The organism is Mesorhizobium sp. WSM3873, from assembly GCF_001672445.1.
Taxonomy (GTDB): domain Bacteria; phylum Pseudomonadota; class Alphaproteobacteria; order Rhizobiales; family Rhizobiaceae; genus Mesorhizobium.
In genome coordinates, this window is sequence record NZ_LYTM01000010.1 from 40928 (window position 1) to 61024 (window position 20097).

Below are 20097 nucleotides of genomic sequence, written 5' to 3' on the forward strand. Positions count from 1 at the left end.
TTTTCGCCGTGGCCGCCCCGCCCAATGATTTCGGAGATTGACGCAATGACCTCGCTCAGTGCCAAGATCCAGGACGTTTTCGACGAGCCCGCATGCGATAAAAACCGCGGCAAGGATGCCAAGGCGCGCAAGGAGGGCTGCTCGAAGCCGCTGACCCCTGGGGCGGCAGCCGGCGGCTGCGCCTTTGACGGCGCCAAGATCGTCCTGCAGCCGATCACCGACGTTGCGCACCTGGTCCATGCGCCGCTCGCCTGCGAGGGGAATTCCTGGGACAACAGAGGCGCAGCTTCGTCCGGGCCAACCCTGTGGCGGACAAGCTTCACGACCGACCTCACCGAACTCGACGTCGTGATGGGGCATGGCGAGCGGAAGCTGTTCAAGGCGATCCGCGAGATCAAGGAAACATACGCTCCACCGGCAGTCTTCGTCTATTCGACCTGCGTGACGGCGCTGATCGGCGACGACATCGAGGCCGTGTGCAAACGCGCGGCCGAAAAATTCGGTCTGGTCGTGGTGCCGATCAATGCGCCGGGCTTGGCCGGCTCCAAGAACCTCGGGAACAAACTCGCCGCCGAAGCGCTGCTCGATCATGTCATCGGCACGGTGGAACCAGACGACGCCGGGCCCTGCGACATCAACATCCTTGGCGAATTCAACCTCTCCGGCGAATTTTGGCTGGTGAAGCCGCTGCTTGATCGGCTCGGCATCCGGGTCCGCGCCTGCATTCCGGGCGATGCGCGTTACATCGACGTTGCATCCGCGCACCGCGCCCGTGCGGCTATGATGGTGTGCTCGAGCGCGCTCATCAATCTAGCCCGCAAAATGGAGGAGCGCTGGGACATCCCGTTCTTCGAGGGGTCCTTCTACGGGATAACCGATACTTCGGAAGCACTTCGCAACCTTGCTGAGCTGCTAGTGAGGAAGGGCGCCGATGCGGACATCCTCGATCGCACAGAGAGGCTGATTGCTGAGCAGGAGGCGATTGCGTGGAAGAAGCTCGAGGCCTACCGCCGGCGGCTTCAAGGCAAGCGCGTGCTGCTCAACACAGGCGGTGTGAAGTCCTGGTCGGTCGTCAACGCGCTGATGGAGATCGGCATGGAGATCGTCGGCACCTCGGTCAAGAAATCGACCGTCGAAGACAAGGAGCGGATCAAACGGATCCTCAAGGACGAAAACCACATGTTCGAGCAAATGGCAGCGCGCGATCTTTACGCCATGCTCTCAAACCACAAGGCCGACATCATGCTGTCGGGCGGGCGCACGCAATTCATCGCGCTGAAGGCGAAGACACCCTGGCTCGATATCAACCAGGAGCGCCAACATCCTTATGCCGGCTATGACGGCATGGTTGAACTTGTACGGCAGATCGACCTCGCCATTCACAACCCGATCTGGGGCCAGGTGCGGGAGCCGGCGCCGTGGGATTGCCAGCCTGCCGTGAAGGACGATCTGGCGAGCACCAAAAACCGGACCGCGACTGTGAACGCTCTCGATGAATTCGCCGGCGCGACGGCTCAGCGCTTCGGCGAGCGTTGAGGAAATCCGATGGTCCGCATCCTTCGCAATACCAAATCAGCGGCGGTCAACCCGCTGAAGTCGTCACAGCCGCTGGGTGCCGCCTTCGCTTTTCTTGGAGTCGACGGTGCGATGCCCCTATTCCACGGCAGCCAAGGCTGCACCAGCTTCGCGCTCGTGCTCTTCGTGCGTCATTTCAAGGAAGCGATCCCCTTGCAGACAACGGCGATGGACGAGGTGGCCACCATACTCGGCGGAGCGGACCATCTGGAAGAGGCGATCCTCAACCTCAAAACCCGCACTAAGCCAAAGCTGATAGGAGTGTGCACGACCGCGCTGGTGGAGACCCGTGGCGAAGATTGCGCGAGTGATATCGCCAACGTGAAGCTGCAGCACGTGGAAGAGCTCGCGGGTACAGAGGTTGTGCTGGTCAACACGCCCGATTTTGGCGGCGCAATCGAAGAAGGCTGGGCCAAAGCTGTCGCGGCGATGATCGAAGGCATTACACGGTCGGGCGCGCGGACCCGGCAGCCGAGCAAGATCGCAATCCTGCCCGGATGCAACCTCACTGTCGCTGACCTCGAGCACTTGCGTGACATGGTTGAAAGTTTTGGGCTCAAGCCCGTTATTCTGCCGGACGTCTCCGGCTCGCTCGACGGCACGGTTCCTGACCGCTGGGTAACGACTACCTATGGCGGCACCAGCGTCGAAGAAATCCGCGAGCTTGGCACGGCCGCGCAATGCATCGCCATCGGCGAGCACATGCGCCACCCGGCGAAAATGCTGCACGGGCTGACCGGCGTGCCTTACGTGGTGTTGCAGTCGCTGACCGGATTGAAGGCTGTCGACCGGTTCGTCTCGCTGCTGTCGGCGGTTTCGGGCGCTGCGGTGCCGGCCCGGGTGCGCCGTCGCCGGGCGCAATTGCAGGATGCGCTGCTCGACGGACATTTTCATTTCGGAGGCAAGAAAATTGCGATCGCTGCCGAACCAGACCAACTCTATCAACTCGCAACGTTCTTCGCCGGCATGGGCTCCAAAATCGCGGCGGCGGTCACCACGACCGATATGTCGAAGATTCTGGAAGAAGTACCGGCGGAGTGGGTTCAGATCGGCGATCTCGGCGATTTGGAAGCTCTTGCCGCGGGCGCGGATCTTCTCGTTACTCACTCCCACGGTTGCCAGGCTTCGCAACGCCTTGGCATTCCGCTCATGCGCGTCGGCTTCCCCATCTTCGACCGGCTCGGCAGCCAGCACAAGCTCACAATCCTCTATAAGGGGACCCGCGAGCTGATCTTCGAGGTTGCCAACATCTTCCAGGCCAATCAGCACGCGCCGACGCCTGAGGCGCTTGATCCATTCCGGAAACGAGAAATGCCAGATGAGCTCCGTTCGTCGCCTCTCACTCGTCACTGACGAGGTTCGCGCACCGATGCCAGAACGACGAGCAGGCGCATTGCGCGTAGCCATCGCCACGCAAGACATGAAGAATCTCAACGCCCATTTCGGGTCGGCCAAGCGCTTTGCTGTCTACGACGTCACGCGCGAGGAGTGGCATCTCGTGGAAGCCGTGGCCTTCGATGACGTTTCCGATGAAAGTGGGGAGCATCGGACCGAAGGCGATGACCGCATCACGCCAAAGGTGGAGGCGCTGAAGGGCTGCCAGCTGCTGTTTTGTCTGGCCATCGGCGGGCCTTCGGCAGCTAAGGTTGTTTCTGCCAAAATCCATCCGATCAAGGTGCCGCAGCCACAAACGATCCAAGCGGTGCTGTTGCGCACGCAGATGATGCTGAGGACATGTCCTCCGCCCTGGCTGCGCAAGGTGCTGGCCGACGCTGGTGTCGCCGAAAAGAACCCCTCCTTCGAGGACGAGGACTGAAACGAGGAAGAGCAAAATGTTTGAAGTCGCCATCACCCCTGCTGTCAACGATGACGAGGCGGCCCTTGCCAGCCCGTTCGTCAAATGCCTCGTGCGACTGATCCGTGCACAAGATTCCCACGGGTCCTGGGACGGCAAAGCGGACGCCGAGCTGCTGGCCGACTTCATCGTCAGCAAGGAACAGCGCCGTGCGATTCCAATCATCGGCGATCCCGATCCGGACGTGCTGTGGAGACTCGACAAGTTTTACACTGCCGTCGCCCTTGCGATCGAGGAGCGCTCCAGCCTGATGGCATCGCCGATGATCGAAATGAGTCATGAGGGCTTCGGGCGCGTGCTGTTCACCGCCGGGCGGCTGGTTGTTCTGTCCAAGACCCTGCGCGACGTCCATCGGTTCGGCTTCGAGACGTTCTGCAAACTCGCCGCGGCCGGTACGAAACTGGTCGACGACGCCATGGCAGTCATCGAGGCCTATCCCGGGGTGGCACGAGCATGAAACCGATTGTCGAGCAAGCGGATCATGTCAGACCTGACGAGCCGCGATTCCACCACGCAGCCGACGCGGTCGAGGCCAAATTTGATTCTAGGGGTAGCGCTGATGAAGCCACTAGTGCTGATCTGTTCGGACGATCCGGATTTCTATCTGACGTATAGCCACATTCTGGAAGCGGACGGCTTCTCGAGTGAGCCGGCAGGCTGCGTGAAGGAAGCATGTGAATTGGCCGACCAATGGGAATTCCAGGCCGTGGTGCTGAAATACGGGCCAGCAAGCGCGACGGGACCCACAATCTGCGCCCGCATCAAGGGGGTGCCACGGACCGCCGACTTGCCCGTTATTGCCCTGATCGCGCCGGGCGACGACAACCAGCACCTCGATCTCCTGAAGGCGGACATTGACGAGACCTTTGTGTGGCCGTTCGCCCCGTCCAAGCTTCTCGACTGTCTACGAAAGAGGCTGGCGCTGCCGAAGCCGGGTTCAAACGGGGTTGAAAACGGCGGTTCGCTCTCTTTTGGCAGCGTTGAGATGAAACTCGATGCCCGCCGGGTTTGCTGCAATGGCAAGGAGATCCATCTCGGACCAATAGAGTTCAACCTGCTGCGGCATTTGCTCGAGACCCCGGGCAAGGTCTTCAGCCGGGACGAACTGATCGCCGCTGCCTGGCCGCCCAATATTCATGTCGGTGAACGCACAGTCGATGTTCACATCAGTCGGCTTAGAAGGGCGCTGGAGCCCTCGACCGATATCGTCATCCGAACCGTCAGGTCGTCCGGCTACTCGCTTGAGAAGCTGGACGGCTGAATCAAGTGCCGGTGTGGTGCCACTCCCTTTTTCTCGCGCTGTGAGCCGCTCTTGCGGCCTGAAACGCCGCCCTCAACGAATACTCAGGAAGAAGCAGGCAATGAGTTTTAACAGCGTGCTATGTGCGACGGGCGCTGACCATTCCGATCAGGACGTCAGAACTGCTGCCGGCTTGTGTGCGGAAATCGGCGCTCATCTTTCCGTACTGATTATACCCCCTCCGGCGCTCCTTATGTCGCATCAGCGGATCGGAGATGGTGTCCCCGAGTGGCCAGTAGGACGTGGACAGGCAATTGCCAGATTGAACGATCGGTTTCGGCATATCGATCGATTTACACAGAACGCGGTCAGACTGGAAAATCACTCCAGCGATACCCAGCAACTGCTGGAATCTATGTCGCTCGCCTATGACGTTGACACCGTCTATTGCGACCCGGCCAGCCTGGGTAAAGTGGTACGACAGCGGGCGATCTGCGCCGACCTCACGATCACCGGACCGGGGCTCCTCAACGACGAGAATCTCGGACCTCCTGTGGTCAACGGCTGCTTGTTCGACACGGGAAAGCCGATGCTCGTTGTGCCGAAGGGGGCTGAGGCGACGCTGTGGCCACGGCGCGTCCTGGTCGGCTGGGATTCGCGGGTCGAGGCGTCCCGTGCGGTTCGCGAAGCGCTGGGTCTGCTATGCGTTGCTGAGGAAGTTCGTGTCGCCCTGATCGATCCAAAGGCCAACTATAACGGGAACGGGGCGGAGGCTGGAGCCGACATCGCTGCCTATCTCACCCGGCACGGTGCTCGGGTGTCGGTTGACCTACTGCCAAGTGCCGGCAAATCGGCGGCCACGGTTCTTGCGCAGCACGCAACCGACATTTCCGCCGACATGATAGTCATGGGCGCCTATGGCAGCCGTGGGCTGCGTGAGCGGCTCTTTGGCGCTGTGACCAGATGGATCTTTGACAAGCCGACATTGCCGCTGTTTTTGGCTCGATGACGGTTTCCGAAGCCGTGCCGATGCTGTTCGGAGCTTCACTGTGCCTGTGACATTCGCAATGCCCAATGCGGATCGCTGCGACCATCCCGCTGAGTTGAAAACACTCCCAGAGGAGCAAGATAAGTGGCGTTCTTTTGCGTTGGTCTCGGTGCTGGCCCATCCAATTGAGCCTTGCGTGGAAGATACTCGAAGAGATTGCGCAAGGGGGCTGTTCCTTGATCGGCAGGTCGATTTCCGCTGGCACCCAGGCAGCGCAATGGATGAGGCCAAGCGGCCCTTTCGAACAATATCGTCACCGACGCGGGCTGCTTAATCTGCTGTGCGCCGCCTGCTCGACCTGGCGCGCCGAAAATCTCGCGCCAGTGGCGAAAGCACGTCGATTGGTGCCGGGCTGGCACTGCTGCCGGCCCAGGACGGCCGGCACTTCCGAGGCCAGCCGGAGAGAGCGGCCTGTCGGTCGAGAACGCGGCGATCGTGCTCGCCAATCTCATCGACAATTCCGCGAGGCATGGCGCCACGCTGGTTTCAATCACAGCGGCGATGGACGGCCAGGCCATTGTCCTGGTGAGCGACGAAGGCGCCGGTATTTCGCCCAGCAACCGGACCCGCATTTTCGAGCCATCTTCACTACACGCCGCGATTTCGGCGGCACCGGCCTGCCTGCCTCGGCATCATGCTGGCCCTCCTGAGAGCGCATGATGGCATGACCCGCCTGGTTGAGCGCGCTACGCGCTTCGAGATCATCCTGCCGGTTGTTTGAATGGAGCACGAACTTTTCCGAAAACCGGCTTTCGGATCATGCTCTAGAACCGGAGAAGCGAAAAAATGCTCTACGACATCGCCATCATCGGCGGAGCCATCGTCGGCTCCTCGATCGCCTACTCTCTACGCGACGAAGGGTTTTCCGGCTCGATCGCGCTGGTCGAGCGCGACCCGCAATTTGCCCATGCGGCAACGACGCTGTCCTGCGCTTCGATCCGCCAGCAGTTTTCGATTCCCGAAAACATCCGCCTATCGCAGTTCACGCTGAAGCTGTTCCGGCGGCTGACGGAAGAGTTTGAGGCCGATGCCGACATCGGCTTTCGCGAAGGCGGCTATCTCATCCTTGCCCGCGAGAATGGGCTGCCGATCCTCAAGGCCAACCACGAGACGCAGATCGCCGAGGGCGCCGACATCGTCCTTGAGGATGCCGAGGCGCTCGTCCGCCGCTTTCCGTGGCTGTCGGCCGAAGGGCATCACCGCGGGCGCCTATGGCCGCAGCGAGGGCTGGTTCGACGCGCATGCGATGCTGATGCTGTTTCGCAAGGCTCTGCGGGAGAAGAAGATCGATTTCGTCACCGCTGATGTGACCGGCATCGAGCGGCAGGGCGACCGCGTCACCAGCGTCAACCTGGACAATGGCGAGCGGCTCGAGGCCGGCATCGTCGTCAACGCCGCCGGGTCGAATGCCGGCAAGGTTTCTGCAATGGCCGGACTGGGACTGCCGGTGGAACCGCGCAAGCGCAATGTCTTCATCTTCGAGGCGCGCGAGAAATATGCCGACATGCCGCTGCTGGTCGATCCGAGCGGCATTTATGTCAGGCTGGAAGGCTCGGTCTACATCACCGGCGGCGCTGAGCCGGAAGAGGACGACGGGCCCGCCGATCCCACCGATTTCGAGCCCGACTGGCCGCTGTTCGAAGAGGTAATCTGGCCGGTGGTAGCCACCCGCATTCCCGCCTTCGAAGCCATTAAGCCGACGCGCGCGTGGGCCGGCCATTACGACTACAACACGCTCGACCAGAACGCGGTGATCGGGCCGCATCCGCAGGTCAGGAATTTCCTCTTCGCCAACGGTTTTTCCGGCCACGGCCTGCAGCAGGCGCCCGCGGTCGGCAAGGCGCTGTCGGAGCTCATCGTGCATGGCTGCTATCGCACGATCGATTGCACAGCGTTCGGATATGAGCGCGTCGCGGAGGGGCGGGCGTTCAGGGAATTTGAATGTGATCTAACACTGGCGGGACAGCACCCCCTCTGCCCTGCAGCATGATGCTGGGGAATGGGAACGCACCATGCTTGGGCACGAGGGCCCCGAGCCGACGCACATCGCGCCAATCGGCGTCGTCACGTTCGAGATTCAGCACCGGCTGCTCGGCGCTTTTACGCTCGCATATGCGCCGGCATGCCGCTCGCCGTCGATGACGCATTTGCCGACGAGGGCTGCTCGTTCCACGAAAAAGCGATAAGCGCGAGATTAATGGGCAACCTCGTCGGGGCCGAAAAGAGCGCTAAACCAGGTTGCTAGATCAATCCAGGGTGCCGCGTCGCCTCTCTCTGAAGCTATTCGAACGACCGCCGCCAGATAGCCGGTAAAAGCCTTCAGTCTTAGGGCGCGTTGCTCTGAGAGGTAGTCAATAGCGTCAAGCCGCTGGTGAACGGCAGCGAGCATATGTTGCACCAAAAGCAGGGAGGATGGGCAAGGGCAATCACTCTTACTCGCGAGGCGCCTGCACTCGCTGCAAAGCGGCGGAATATCCTCCAAGGCTAGGTCGCCGGAAAGACGTTGTACGAGATTGTCAGTGGCGTTCCACAAATTCGCTCGCATGCAGTACGGAGTGCAGCGTGACGCCATGTTGGGCTAGCAGGGCCGTAGCTCCCTCGTCACGGTCCACGAGGCAAGCAGCGTCACCCACAATGCCGCCGACGCGGCGAACCTCTTCAATCGCCTTCAATATCGACTTGCCGCTTGTGGCAACGTCGTCGACGATCAGGACCACTTTTCCCTGAAGATCTTCTTTAGGCCCAAGACCTTCAATCACATCCCTTGTGCCATGGGCCTTTGGAGCCTTGCGAACGAAGATCGTGTTTATGGGATTGTTCATCACCGAGCTGACAGCCGCCATCGATCCGATTACTGGGACCGCTCCCATTTCAAGTCCGCCGACATACTCTGCTTTCACTTGCTTAGCTATTTTTAGGAACTCAAGAGCGGCAAGTTGCGCGCCTCGCGCCACCATCATGGTAGGCTTCATATTGAAATAGATGTCGCTCTCTATGCCCGACGAGAGCGTGTAGCGTCCGAATCGAAAAGAGCGCTCACGGACAATCTCGCGGAGTTCGTCCTTGTCGTGTTGGCCGGAATCAACTGGTCTGAATTTCGCCAGTGCCGCCATAGATCAGACCTCGCCCCTAGGGAAAATTTGGGTGCGGCATGCACCTAGTCACTACCGCTATGTGGCTTATGCAAGTGTTCGCGGGGTGTGTCAATTAATGTCAATACCGGTGCGACCGTTTCGCGCAGATTTTTCCATTATCGTTATTGGGTGCCGAAAGCGTGATCACGGGCCTCGCCACGGCTGGGTAGCCTTGGCTACCCTTGCCCGATCTCGGCCAGGCACGGGTTTTCTCGACGCGGGCCGTGTCTCTTTGAGCATTTGGGCGCTTTCATCCTCGTCCCCTCGAGTTCCCCCTCGCTCGGCTCCGTTGCGCCAGCTTCTTAACCAGCTTGCACAGTGAGGCGAGCGTTTCGGCCGCCATGTCGGCCCCCTTGTGATGACGATCGGGCAAGGCCGCGCTTTTCGTGCAACCTCCTCGTAAGGCGGTAAAGTTCGAGCCGGCGAGAATTTCGTTCATCAGCACCGCGGCGCAACATTTGGCTCGCTTCGTCTGACGACCGATCAGCAGGTCCAACCTCGATTGGCCCGAAATTGTCTTTTTTTGGATCAGCGCCTGGTTGTTCCTGCGTTCGCGGCCCAGCCCGTCAACACCTTCGCCTTCCCAAAATATCTTCTTCCCGACCCGCCTGGGGCAGCCTCGACAAAGCTGCGGATCGAATGCGTCTCGCTGGTCACACGAGCACCGTCAGGCTCGTGGTGCTGCAGGATGTGGCACACGGCCTCGACATAGCGGTGACCGCCTTTAGCTGGCTTCTGCGTCTCAAAATCCGGATCTCGTCTCAATCTTCCGCAAGACGGGAGAGACCTCCTGGGACCCCGGCTTCCGAAGGCGCCTTTTCAGATTCCGGCCGCGAGAAGGGCAAGAGCCTTTTACCGCGCCACAGTCCGTGAACCTGGGTTGCTGGCCTAAGAGAAAATTCCGATGCGGAGCTTGCCCGATTAGCTAGCGGCTCATGGCAAGAGGACGGCGACGCGGCAAATCGGCCACCGGCGCAAGATTTCCCCCTCATTGTCGGATACCCGACAGGATCACAGACCCGCTAAACGTTGCTTCCATGAAAGTTTCCTTCTGGCACGTTTGATGCGGGGGATCTTCCGAAAAACATCAGCGGATGCCCTCCTATGAGCAGGCTCAATGTCGCCGCATTGGAGACCGCGCCCTCGCCGATCCCCAAGTCGGTCAAAGGTCGGCGTATCATTGTGGAGGCGGGCGACTTGCCGATTGAAACACGGAACAAGACTCGAAAGCATTTCGCTGACCGAGACGCGATCATGGAAGCGGGCGGAGATACGTCGATCCCGTCCACGCCCACAAGTCGTGGAGATGAGTGTCGATCGCATGACTTGGCCGGGATCCATGGGTTTCATCCCGACCATACGAAAGCTGGGACAAAATCCAGCAAATCCAGCGGCACCGAAGCCGAGATCGTCCGCGTGGAGACTGAAGCCGATGGCCAGAGCCGATATTCCTCGCGAACATCGCCTAGTTGGGAAGCACTTAAAGGAGCAAGACAAGTGGAGCTCTCTTGCATTGGAGTGGGAGCTGGGCCGTCGAATTTGAGCCTGGCGTGCCAGATGCACGAGCAAATTGGGCAAGGCGCACTGTTCCTGGATCGGCAAGTCGACTTCCGCTGGCACCCAGGCAGCGCATTCGATTCCTCGGAGCTCCAGGTCAGCCACTTCAAGGATTTGGTCACGCTGGTGAACCCGCGATCAGCCTACACTTTCGTGAACTACCTGCATGAGAACGGGCGTCTGTACCACTTCCTGAATGCACAGTTCGAAGCCGTGCTCAGAGCTGAGTTCGAGCAATACCTGAACTGGGCCTTCCACAGGAACCCGCTTGTCCGCGGCGGCGAGACCGTGCGCGAAATCCGCTTTGACGGCGAGTTTCGGGTGCGCACCGATAACGCGGTTCTCGGTGCCAGAAACGTCGTGGTCGGCATTGGCAAGCAGCCGCATATTCCGCCTCAGTTTCAGGGCTGGACTGGACGCAACCTGTTCCACTCATCTGAATTGCTGCACATTCATCCTGAGGTGCACAATAGCCATGTCTGCGTGGTCGGCGGAGGACAGTCCGGAGCCGAGGTGCTGTTGCATCTTGTTGGCCTGCCAAAAGGACGGCGGCCTGTCTCGATAACCTGGGTCTCACAGCGCGAAAACTACCTTCCCATCGACAACAGCCCGTTCACAAACGAGTTGTTCATGCCCTGCTTTTCGGATCGTTTCGCGGCAATGAGCGAGTCGCAGCGCAAGCTGTTCCTGCGGCGCTTCGTGCTTGCTTCGGACGGCGTTTCGGAAAGCACGTTGCGCGCGATCTATCAGGCGCTATACCGCCACGCGTTTCTAGAGCCAAACCGATGCGACATCACACTGCGGCCGGGCTGCACTGTCTCGCACTGCATCAACGCCGGCGCGGGCCACAGACTCACCCTACAGCACGGCATGGAGGTGGTCGAAGAAGTCACGGCCGACATCGTCATCCTGGCCACCGGTTACGAGAACGCGGAGCCAGGCTTCTTGGAACCGATGGCGAACCGGCTTGAAAAGATCGACAACGAATTGGCTATTCGCCAAGATTTTTCGGTGTGCTGGGACGGACCGCGTGACAGCCGCATCTTCGTACAGAACGCGAGCCTAGGACAGCGTGGGCTGGCTGATCCGAATCTAAGCCTGCTGGCCTGGCGAGCGCGTCGCATCCTCGACAGCCTTCTGGGGCGCGCGCCGCGTGCCAACCCCGAGCATCCCGGCTTCATCGGCCCTACCTCAGTCGAGTGCTGGTCCGACACCGTCGCAGAAGAAATGGGCAGCGGGATATGACCGGGAGACTGCGGATCATTGGCGGCGGCATCCAAGGAATGATTCCGCCTTCACTGCAGCGGAGGCTGGAGACGCGACCCACTTAGCGTCGCCCATATGCCGTGGAGTACTGTTTCCGTCGACCGACCAACCTGACCAGCGCCCGATTGCCCTAACCGAAATGTTCGCCAACCAGTCTTTCCAACAGGAGTTCGCATGTTGACTGATGCACAAAAAGAAAAGTGGCAGAAAGACGGATATGTAAGGATCGAAAGCTTCTTCTATCCCGCGGCTGTGGAGCGTATTTCCAGCTTTGTCGATGATATTTCAGGCTGGGACGTCAGCGATGACAAATGGATGCTGTGGTTCGAGAAGACGACGGACAATCGAAAGATCACCTCTAAGGTCGAGAATTTTCTCGACTTCCATGATCCATTGCGTGATCTGCTCCTCGCCGATCAGCGCATTAACTCTGCGGTCGAGGAGCTGCTTGACGAAGGCTCGCGCAGGCTCAAGGAGTTGCTGATTTTCCACTATCCCGACAGCGGCGGCTATCGCCCGCATCAGGACATTTATCACATTCCACACAGGCTCCCCGACCGGATGGTCCATGCGGTCGTCGCCATAGGCATTGACGACTCCGACCCGGACAACGGCGGCCTTTTCTTTAGCCCCGGCAACCACAAGAAGGGAGTATTTTCCATGGATGCCGGTGGGGTGATTGATCCTGAGGTCGCCGAGAAATTCTCCTGGGAACCCGTAGTATGGAAGGCTGGCGACATCTTCATCTTCGACGATTACGCACCGCATTACTCGCAGCCGAATAAAAGCAATCGTTCGCGGCGAACGCTCTACTTGGTGTTCCAGCGTGCTTCGACCGGCGGACCGAACCGCGCTGAATACAACGTGCTTAAGCGCGCTCTTAATCCGCCGGAGGGCAAAGTGGCCGATCTAGACAATCTCAAGCCGCCAAACGGCATTTTCTATCGCGACTGAGCGAGGCATGCACACGAAACTGATCGACCGCTAAAATGCGGGGAGCATGGCGTTCTGATTTGTGGGCTACTGGAGTATCGCCGCAGTCCCGTTACGACGCTTCGGCACGTCGTATGGAGGTAGTCACCAGGCGGTCCCCTCTGACGCCAAATTCCTACTGGCGCGCAGTCTTCGCCCGCCTGTGGGCTAGAGCCGGATTGTTCTCGCGGGGGCCGCCAACCGATCCGGGCTGCCGCCTCTCTTCGCAACTTGCAGCAGAGGCTGTCGCGTTCGCAGCCGAAGATACCACTGCTTCAACGGCTGAGCTTCGTCATGCGCAAATACAGGTTTTCTCGAACGGAGCTGTCGCGTGCGTTCGGTATCGACATGGCCACGCTAGGAACGGGAAGCGCGGGCACCGGGTTTTCATTCGGCAAGGTGGCACCGGGGGTCACATCCGAGCCTCATCGGCACGACGAAATCGAGGCCTTCGTAGTCCTGTCTGGGGTGGGCAAGGTCAGGACCGACCTTGGGGAAATCCCGGTCAAAGCCGGTGACGTCGTTCTGTTCCACCCCTTTGAAGCGCATGTGCTGTGCAATGATGGGGACGAAGACCTAGATTTCGTCGATGTCTACTGGCGCGACGGCAAGGCCGCCCTCGAAGCTGCTGCACAGGTCGCGACTCCCCGCAGGCCGATCTTCGTCTTCTCCACGCCGCCGACGCCCAATGGCGATCTGCATCTCGGGCATCTTTCAGGCCCGTATTTTGGCGCCGACGTGTACACGCGTTTCCTGCGGATGAATGGGGCCGAAGCCTACCACCTGACTGGGAGCGACGATCACCAGAGCTACGTCGCCACGCGTGCCGATGCCGATCAATCGACGCCCACAAAGGTGGCGCGCCACTACGCCGACGAGATCAGAGCCACGCTTGCGCTTCTCGACTGTGAGGTACACAGCTTCCTGCCCACGTTGGGCGATGACGCTTACGCAGAGTTTCAAGCCACGTGTTTCCGCACTCTTCTGAGCAGCACGGCGGTAGATGTGCGCCAGAGCCCTGCGCTATTTGATGCAGTGACAGGCGATTACCTTTACGAACCGGATGTAAGCGGCCTCTGCCCCGATTGCGGCGGCTCCGCTAGCGGCAACATCTGCGAGGAATGCGGCGCGCCGAACTTATGCCACGACCTAGGTGCAGTCCGGTCGCGGCACTCGGCCGAGGCGCCGGTGGTCGGCTCCGTGCGCCGTCCCGAACTTGCGCTGGATCGATGCTACGACGAGATCGACCGGCATCTAAGGGCGTCGGGCGCCCCCACTCGGATCATGGACCTCTTCGCGCGAGTACGCCAACGCGGCGACTTTTCCGTGCCCATCACCCACCCCTCGGACTGGGGCCTGCCGGCCGAATTGCTCCCGGGGCAGGTGATCTGGGTTTGGCCGGAGATGGCTTTGGGATTCCTTTACAACATCCAGGCGCTAGCTCGCTTGCTGGGGCGGGACTGGAATGCGGCGATGCCCAGCAATGACTGGCAGATTGTCCATTTCTTCGGCTTCGACAATTCCTTCTACCATGCGCTGCTTTATCCCGCGCTTTACGCTGAGGTGTTCTCCCACTGGAGGCCGCGTATCCGGTATCATGTGAACGAGTTCTATCTGCTCGACGGCCAGAAGTTCTCGACCAGCCGCGGCCATGCGGTCTGGGGGAAGGAGGTTCTGGACCCAAAGACAGTCGACGTCGTGCGTCTCCATTTGGCCCTGACACGCCCGGAAGGTCAGCGGACGAACTTCACGCTGGACGCGCTGCGCCGCACCGAGAACGAGACATTTCAAGGGATCTGGCTGAATTGGCTTGATGCGCTATACCGGGACATCCAGCAGGACTTTGGCGGCCGTGTGCCCGACGCAGGCGACTGGGCTCCGGCCGATCGCGCCTTTTTTGCTCAGATAGAGATCCATCGCGCGGCGATGGAACGCGCCTATTCGGATGATGGCTTCTCGGTCCGGCGCGCGGCCGCCCAGGCCTGCGATTTCGTGCGCGATTGCCTGATCTACCGTCAGGCGCAAGACTATGCAGCGGCGCGACGTCTCTATCCCGCCCGCACCCGGACTTCGCTCGCGCTTCAGGCTACAGCCGCTGCGATCCTGGCGCAGACACTCGCACCGCTGATGCCCCGATTTGCCAGCATGCTTGCGAGAGGCATCGGCGTCACAACCGAAAAATGGCCTGCGTCCGTCCGGCGCCTTCCGCCAGGGACGATCTTTGATATCGGACCCGTACTGGGGTTCTACGCGAGATCCGACAATCCGAAGGCCTTCGAGCCATCCGAATCTTGACGAAATCTGCGCGGCATAATCCGACATCTCTACCGGCCGCCACCAGCCAATCGAGACCAGACTGGCCCACCTGGACCCTCCAATTCAGCGAAGCGGTCGCGAATGCCCGCAGTAGCGGCTGGTCTGCGCAGGGAACCTGCAATGCTTCCAAAGGTCTTTCACGAAATATCGGCTGGTGAATGCGGAATCCGCCGACTAGCGAAACATCGAAAGCGGTAACGGCGGCAGCTCGCAGTCGACGCGCTGGGCCTCACTGCCTCACCGACCCGGCCCCAGAAGGAAGGCTCAGCCATCAGCAGGCCAGGACGCAGTGGCTGCAGGCGGGAGCCGGTCGTGGAGATCGCCCGCGCACTTTCGACCGGCCCCGAAATGATGCTGTTAGACGGGCCGACGCCAAACATTGCCGCAGGCGAGACAGCCAAGCTGTCTTCGGTTCTCAAGCGTGAGAAGCATGAGTGACGCGTGTCGAAAACCAGACAGCGGCAGGAAACATGTTGGGTTCAAAACAATCGACCGCCTTCGACGCTTAAAGGTTTTCCGAGCTAACCACACACTTACCGCTCGCTAAGCGGGCTGGCACGACCTTTGCTGGTTGAGATGCGGCAACAATGGGTGAGGACTAGCCGCATGCGAACGCGCAAGACGAGCGCTGGTCACCGAGCCGGTTTCTTCCATTTCTGAGAGGAGAACCGGCTCGTCAGAAACGCCCGAAAGGTGTGAGAATAGAGCTTTGGAGAACAACATGGTGTTGCGTAGGGAGTCCCCGGCTCCTCCGATCAAAGTGGACGACTGGCTGCGTGGCGAGCCCCTCGCCAACTTTCACCCTGGCAAGGTGTACCTCCTAGAATTTTGGGCGACTTGGTGCGGACCCTGTGTGGCGGTGATGCCCCATCTGACGCAGCTGCAGGAGAAGTATCAAGACAGCGGATTTGAGGTCATCGGAGTCGCAGCTAGGGAACAGGGCCCGACCGCGGAGGAGGCGCGGACTAGCTTGGATGCTTGGCTGACAGAGAGGTTCTCGAATCTGAATTATCGTATCGCGTTCGATTACACAGGCGAAATGAATAGACTGTGGATGGAACCCAGTTCATCTCTCGGGATTCCCGCCTCGTTCTTAGTCGACCGCGACGGCCACATCGCTTTCATAGGACACGCGGCGGAACTCGATGACGTTTTGCCGAAAGTTCTCAACGGCAGTTGGCGCAACAGCGATGAAGCTCAACGCGCCGATGCAAGGCGGATCGCTACTAACCAAGGCACGGCGCGCGAACTAGCGCTCACCGGACCGATTTACGCCAAGCTTCAGCCGGCGATGCAGGCCGAGGATTGGACGGCGGCACTCTCGGCCATCGAAGAAGGCCTCGCCTTAGTGCCCGATTATATCGGGTTCCGAGAAACGCACGCGGATCTACTGCTTCACAAGCTGCGCGACATGCAGACCGGCTTGCCAGCCATGCGCCAGTTGGTCGAGGACGCCATCGACAAAAAATTCGAGGCCGTCTCTTGGATGGTCATGGCCCTGAACCAACTCTTCGATCCCGCGATGGACAACGCTCATATTCCCCGTGCTGAACGCTTCGCGATGGGCGACGAGCTCTCGGAACAGATCCTGACACTGAATCCCCCGCACGGCGAGGGGCCTCTTAAATTCCGGTGGTACGTCCCGGTCGCTCAGTATTATTACGAGAGCGGCAACAAGGATCGCGCGATCGAGTTGATCGAGGTGGCGCTGAAATCTCTGGGGAATCCAGGGACGATGCCGGACCATATCAAACAATACTACCTTACCCCATTGCTCCAAGCCCTGGCCAACTACACGGGTGAGAACGCATGCTCCGGGGATCTTTGCGTGGTTCCGCAAAACAAGGCTCCTGAAAATCAAAGCGCAGTCGCCTGATGAGCGAAGAGACGACAAGTGAAAAAGAACCCTGGTCAATCCGCCAGTTTCTGCGGCGCGCCCGCAGCAAGTATGTCCAGGCACCACAGGGGTGATCGTTTGCTCGAGGTCAAGGCTCGAACCTTAGTGACCTCTCACCGGGTCGGCGCGGAAGAGATGTTCGAGGCGAATTTGGCCTATCGGAAGACGCCACGACCCGGGACGTGGTCAGCCCAAGGGATGGCATCGGCGTGGGATCAGCCCGGCCAGGTCGGACGTCGGCTGCGCAACCGGGCTCGGAGTTGGCGTACCCGAAAGCAGAAATCGAGCCCTGAAATCGAGGAAACCAAATGTCGCACGCGGCGCATGGCCCTGCCAACACAAGGACGGCGAGGCCCTTGCCCGCTCGTCCGCCTCCCGCGGTTGATCCGTGCTCGCCTTCCATGGCTCATGCCAAGGGAAATCGGACACCGGGCTGCTGGCCAATTTCATCATCACCAAGGAACTGCAGCGGAATATCCGATAATTAGCGATCCGGATCCGGACGTGCTGGGCGGCTCGACATGTTTTAGACCGTAGTGGAGCTTGGGATCGAGGAGCGCTCAGACGTGATGACATAGTCAACAACAGAAATGAAACCGACCGGTGCTCCGGGCGCGTGCTTTTCACGGTCGGGCAGTTCGCCGGTCTGTCGAGGCGTCTATCGGTTCGGCTTCGAGACTCTCCGGAAACTCGCGGATACCGGGGCGAAACTGGTCGGCGATGCGACCGCAGCTATTGCCTATCGGGACGTGGCGCGGGCGTGAAGAAACCGATTTTCGAGGAAGGATCATGTCAAATCTGGATGAGAGGACGAAAAAAGTCCGAAAGCTTCAACTGCGCGCGGCAATAGCCAAGACGAATTTGCGCGACCTTGCCGAGGGTCTCCCGGTCAAATGGATTGAGATAGAGGAAGTCGCCGAGAAAACGCACGCCGTTTACGCCGAGCTGGATGGTGCCAGGAGAGAGCTCGCCAAAATGAAGACTTTGCGATGAGGAGCACATTCTTCAGCCGCAACGGCTCCTTATGGGTGCCGCAATACCTGACAGCTATAGATGGCAAGATCTGTATTGGCTGCGGCCGCTGTTTCAAAGTCTGCTCGCGCGAGGTCATGCATCTTTACGGTGTCGATGACGCGGGTGAAATCCTCGGCGCCTGCGACGGCAGTGACGACGATTTCGATGGTGAGCTCAATCGCATGGTCATGGTTGTCGACCATGCCGGCCGCTGCATTGGCTGCGGTGCCTGCGGCCGCGTCTGCCCAAAGAACTGCCAGACCCATGTCGCGGCCGACCAGATCGCAGCATGAGGTGCATGATTTGACGAGACAAAACCAGGAGAACGGCATTGCGCTTCATCACATTTTGTCGGCTCCTCGGGCTGGTCCTGTGCGGCAACGCTGTGACGGTTTACTTCGCCTCGCATTATTCGTTCCGTCTAGCAGTCGTCACGACGCTGGGCTGTTCGCTACTTCTTCAGCTGGGTTATTTCGGAAGTGTGCTCTTTCTGATTTCGCGATCCAGCTGCGCTGTCAAAGCCGAGCAAAGCTCTGTTTTCGACAGGTCCCAGGAAGTTCGGTACCAGTCGCCCGACGATGATGAGCGGAAGAATGAAACTCAAGACGGGCCCAGCGCAATCAAACGCTCGGCATATTGCTGCTCCTCCCTTGAGGCGCTGTGACAAGATCAGAGCCCAGATTTACTTTGTTCAAGTTCGATTATTGAGGTCATGGGTGCCTAGTATGGTCGAAGGGGCGGCATTCTCATCGTTCTAACGCCAGGGAATGCAGTTTCGGTCCCATAGACATTAGTGGTCGATCGCTGCGCAGGGCACGCACGTTGCTTCGCCGCGCTTGCGAACGAAGGGCCGGAAAACATGACAGTGGCCCTCTTTTGGAAGATCCGAATGCAGCCGACATCACAGTCAAACAAGCGTCTTGGAACAGCTCGTGCATCGTGCATCGCTAGGTTCAGCTCAATCTCACGTGCTATCGAACAAAACATGCTGGAAAATTCGAACGCTATCCGCTCCAGCTGGCGAGCGGTTCAGCTACATTAATCTCGAAGCGCGGGGGCCAGCGCGATCACCCGTGCGGGTTGGGGCGTCGCTCCAGCGAAATACTCCCCGGCTCCCTTGCCAACTCCGCACGAATAGTAGGGTGGTACTTCGCCTCCCTGCTGCCGCCAGTGCCTTCGGTCCACAACCATCGTTTTCGGTAAGGCACCCGATGTTCGGGCCCCGTGAGCAACGTGATCTGAGTCACCACCCCTAAGTGCTCTCATAAGAGCACGCATGAGACCAGTCGGGTCGACCAAGGCGCGTCATGCCCGACGTTACGAACAAACACGAAACCTTCCGACACCTTCTGTCGGGTTTGTAGGGTCCGCCACGCAGCCTTGTTTAGTCGATCTCCTGTTGCGCTAGGTTAAATAGCTGAAAAGTAGCTCAAAAATTCTTCTTCGACTCAATCTTTAAGATTGGCACAAATTTTGAAGCCTTCGGTGAAAGGCGGCGAGAGCGCCGGAGGGGCGTTCATGTCGCAGTAACCTAGATCGATGGAAACGGAGGAAAGGAATGTCAGAGGCGGCGTCACGTCGTATTTTTCGGGAAGGGTCGGCAACTCCAACACGTCCCAAAATAGGCTTGGCTCTATGTGGGATTGAGCGGAAGCTGACGAAATGTGCGTCTAATAGAGACACGGCAGTTTCCTTGGGCATTGAGACAAAGTTGCCAAAGTATATCAAACCATGATTTTTGCAGGCGACAATGAAGAATAAAATTGTATCGCACACAACACAGTTAAGGCTCTATCTGAGCTTCCATAATATATAAGGAGTTTGCAATGCCGGCGCCACACGTAAAGAAAAGAGTGTCTATTTTGACAGACGATATCGGATGCGCAAGACTACTGAATGCCCGCAACGTAAGTGTCCTCTCTATAGATGACGATAAAGGCCGCGGCGTATTCGCTGCTCGCGATTTCTCACCTGGAGAGGTTGTCATCATCGGGCTGCTGGACCGGCTGGAAAGAATTCGGACGACAAACTCGATCCAACTGGACTGGGATGTCCATGCTCTGTTTGAGGAGCCTGCTGTCGTTGTGAATCATTCTTGTAATCCCAACTTAGCAATCGTGCCTAACCGATTTGGAGTCTACGATTTTATTGCTAATCAGGAAATCATTTCTGGTGTCGAAGTAACATGGGACTACGCCTCCTCGGAGTTCGAGTGCATCGGGG

General features: G+C 59.3%; 17 protein-coding genes and 1 pseudogene. 17 read left to right on the forward strand and 1 reads right to left on the reverse strand.

Annotation, left to right across the window (positions count from 1 at the left end; genetic code table 11):
- Positions 1-45: 45 nt before the first annotated feature.
- The 8 genes and pseudogenes from nifE to A9K71_RS08695 all read left to right on the forward strand — a co-directional run bounded on the left by nifE (position 46) and on the right by A9K71_RS08695 (position 7708).
- The gene (nifE, locus tag A9K71_RS08665; RefSeq protein ID WP_066993531.1) at positions 46-1536 is read left to right on the forward strand and encodes a nitrogenase iron-molybdenum cofactor biosynthesis protein NifE; all 1491 of its coding nucleotides are present in this window, start codon (positions 46-48) and stop codon (positions 1534-1536) included.
- 9 nt (positions 1537-1545) lie between these two features.
- Positions 1546-2928 (forward strand): nitrogenase iron-molybdenum cofactor biosynthesis protein NifN, encoded by a 1383-nt coding sequence (gene nifN, locus A9K71_RS08670; protein ID WP_066993308.1) that lies wholly within the window; start codon positions 1546-1548, stop codon positions 2926-2928.
- A complete protein-coding gene (gene nifX, locus A9K71_RS08675) occupies positions 2894-3391 on the forward strand; it encodes a nitrogen fixation protein NifX (protein ID WP_066993312.1) in 498 nt (165 codons plus the stop codon). The genes nifN and nifX overlap by 35 nt, the downstream gene beginning before the upstream one ends.
- A 16-nt stretch (positions 3392-3407) precedes the next feature.
- Positions 3408-3887, forward strand: a complete 480-nt coding sequence (locus A9K71_RS08680; protein WP_066993315.1) for a NifX-associated nitrogen fixation protein — start codon at positions 3408-3410, stop codon at positions 3885-3887.
- Between the two features lie 24 nt (positions 3888-3911).
- On the forward strand, positions 3912-4691 hold the full coding sequence (locus A9K71_RS08685; protein ID WP_245299563.1) for a response regulator transcription factor: 780 nt from the start codon (positions 3912-3914) through the stop codon (positions 4689-4691).
- A gap of 100 nt (positions 4692-4791) precedes the next feature.
- Positions 4792-5679, forward strand: coding sequence for a universal stress protein (locus tag A9K71_RS08690; RefSeq protein WP_066993320.1), 888 nt, complete (start codon positions 4792-4794; stop codon positions 5677-5679).
- A 474-nt stretch (positions 5680-6153) separates the two neighbouring features.
- Positions 6154-6378 carry an ATP-binding protein gene (locus A9K71_RS33005; RefSeq protein WP_343221317.1) on the forward strand — a complete coding sequence of 75 codons (225 nt, stop codon included), beginning with the start codon at positions 6154-6156 and terminating at the stop codon, positions 6376-6378.
- Between the two features lie 126 nt (positions 6379-6504).
- Positions 6505-7708 (forward strand): annotated as a pseudogene (locus A9K71_RS08695) (FAD-binding oxidoreductase).
- A gap of 526 nt (positions 7709-8234) precedes the next feature.
- Here the strand turns inward: A9K71_RS08695 and pyrE are convergent.
- Positions 8235-8831, reverse strand: a complete 597-nt coding sequence (gene pyrE, locus A9K71_RS08705) for an orotate phosphoribosyltransferase (protein WP_066993327.1) — start codon at positions 8829-8831, stop codon at positions 8235-8237.
- A gap of 1125 nt (positions 8832-9956) precedes the next feature.
- Between pyrE and A9K71_RS08710 the strand changes: the two genes are divergently transcribed.
- The 9 genes from A9K71_RS08710 to A9K71_RS08740 all read left to right on the forward strand — a co-directional run bounded on the left by A9K71_RS08710 (position 9957) and on the right by A9K71_RS08740 (position 18538).
- The gene (locus A9K71_RS08710) at positions 9957-11654 is read left to right on the forward strand and encodes a lysine N(6)-hydroxylase/L-ornithine N(5)-oxygenase family protein (RefSeq protein WP_245299564.1); all 1698 of its coding nucleotides are present in this window, start codon (positions 9957-9959) and stop codon (positions 11652-11654) included.
- Positions 11655-11849: 195 nt separating this feature from the next.
- Positions 11850-12629, forward strand: coding sequence for a phytanoyl-CoA dioxygenase family protein (locus A9K71_RS08715; protein WP_066993331.1), 780 nt, complete (start codon positions 11850-11852; stop codon positions 12627-12629).
- A 312-nt stretch (positions 12630-12941) separates the two neighbouring features.
- Positions 12942-14942 (forward strand): class I tRNA ligase family protein, encoded by a 2001-nt coding sequence (locus A9K71_RS08720; RefSeq protein WP_066993538.1) that lies wholly within the window; start codon positions 12942-12944, stop codon positions 14940-14942.
- Positions 14943-15275: 333 nt separating this feature from the next.
- On the forward strand, positions 15276-15401 hold the full coding sequence (locus A9K71_RS32845) for a hypothetical protein (protein WP_280940532.1): 126 nt from the start codon (positions 15276-15278) through the stop codon (positions 15399-15401).
- Positions 15402-15684: 283 nt separating this feature from the next.
- Positions 15685-16839, forward strand: a complete 1155-nt coding sequence (locus tag A9K71_RS08725) for a TlpA disulfide reductase family protein (RefSeq protein WP_066993541.1) — start codon at positions 15685-15687, stop codon at positions 16837-16839.
- Between the two features lie 611 nt (positions 16840-17450).
- Entirely contained in the window at positions 17451-17624 is a 174-nt protein-coding gene (locus A9K71_RS32435) for a DUF269 domain-containing protein (RefSeq protein WP_245299565.1), read from the forward strand.
- Positions 17625-17649: 25 nt separating this feature from the next.
- On the forward strand, positions 17650-17853 hold the full coding sequence (locus A9K71_RS08730) for a CCE_0567 family metalloprotein (RefSeq protein WP_066993334.1): 204 nt from the start codon (positions 17650-17652) through the stop codon (positions 17851-17853).
- Entirely contained in the window at positions 17850-18167 is a 318-nt protein-coding gene (gene fdxB / locus A9K71_RS08735) for a ferredoxin III, nif-specific (RefSeq protein ID WP_066993338.1), read from the forward strand. The genes A9K71_RS08730 and fdxB overlap by 4 nt, the downstream gene beginning before the upstream one ends.
- Positions 18168-18205: 38 nt before the next feature.
- Positions 18206-18538, forward strand: coding sequence for an exopolysaccharide production repressor protein (locus A9K71_RS08740; RefSeq protein ID WP_245299566.1), 333 nt, complete (start codon positions 18206-18208; stop codon positions 18536-18538).
- The last annotated feature ends 1559 nt before the right edge of the window (positions 18539-20097 follow it).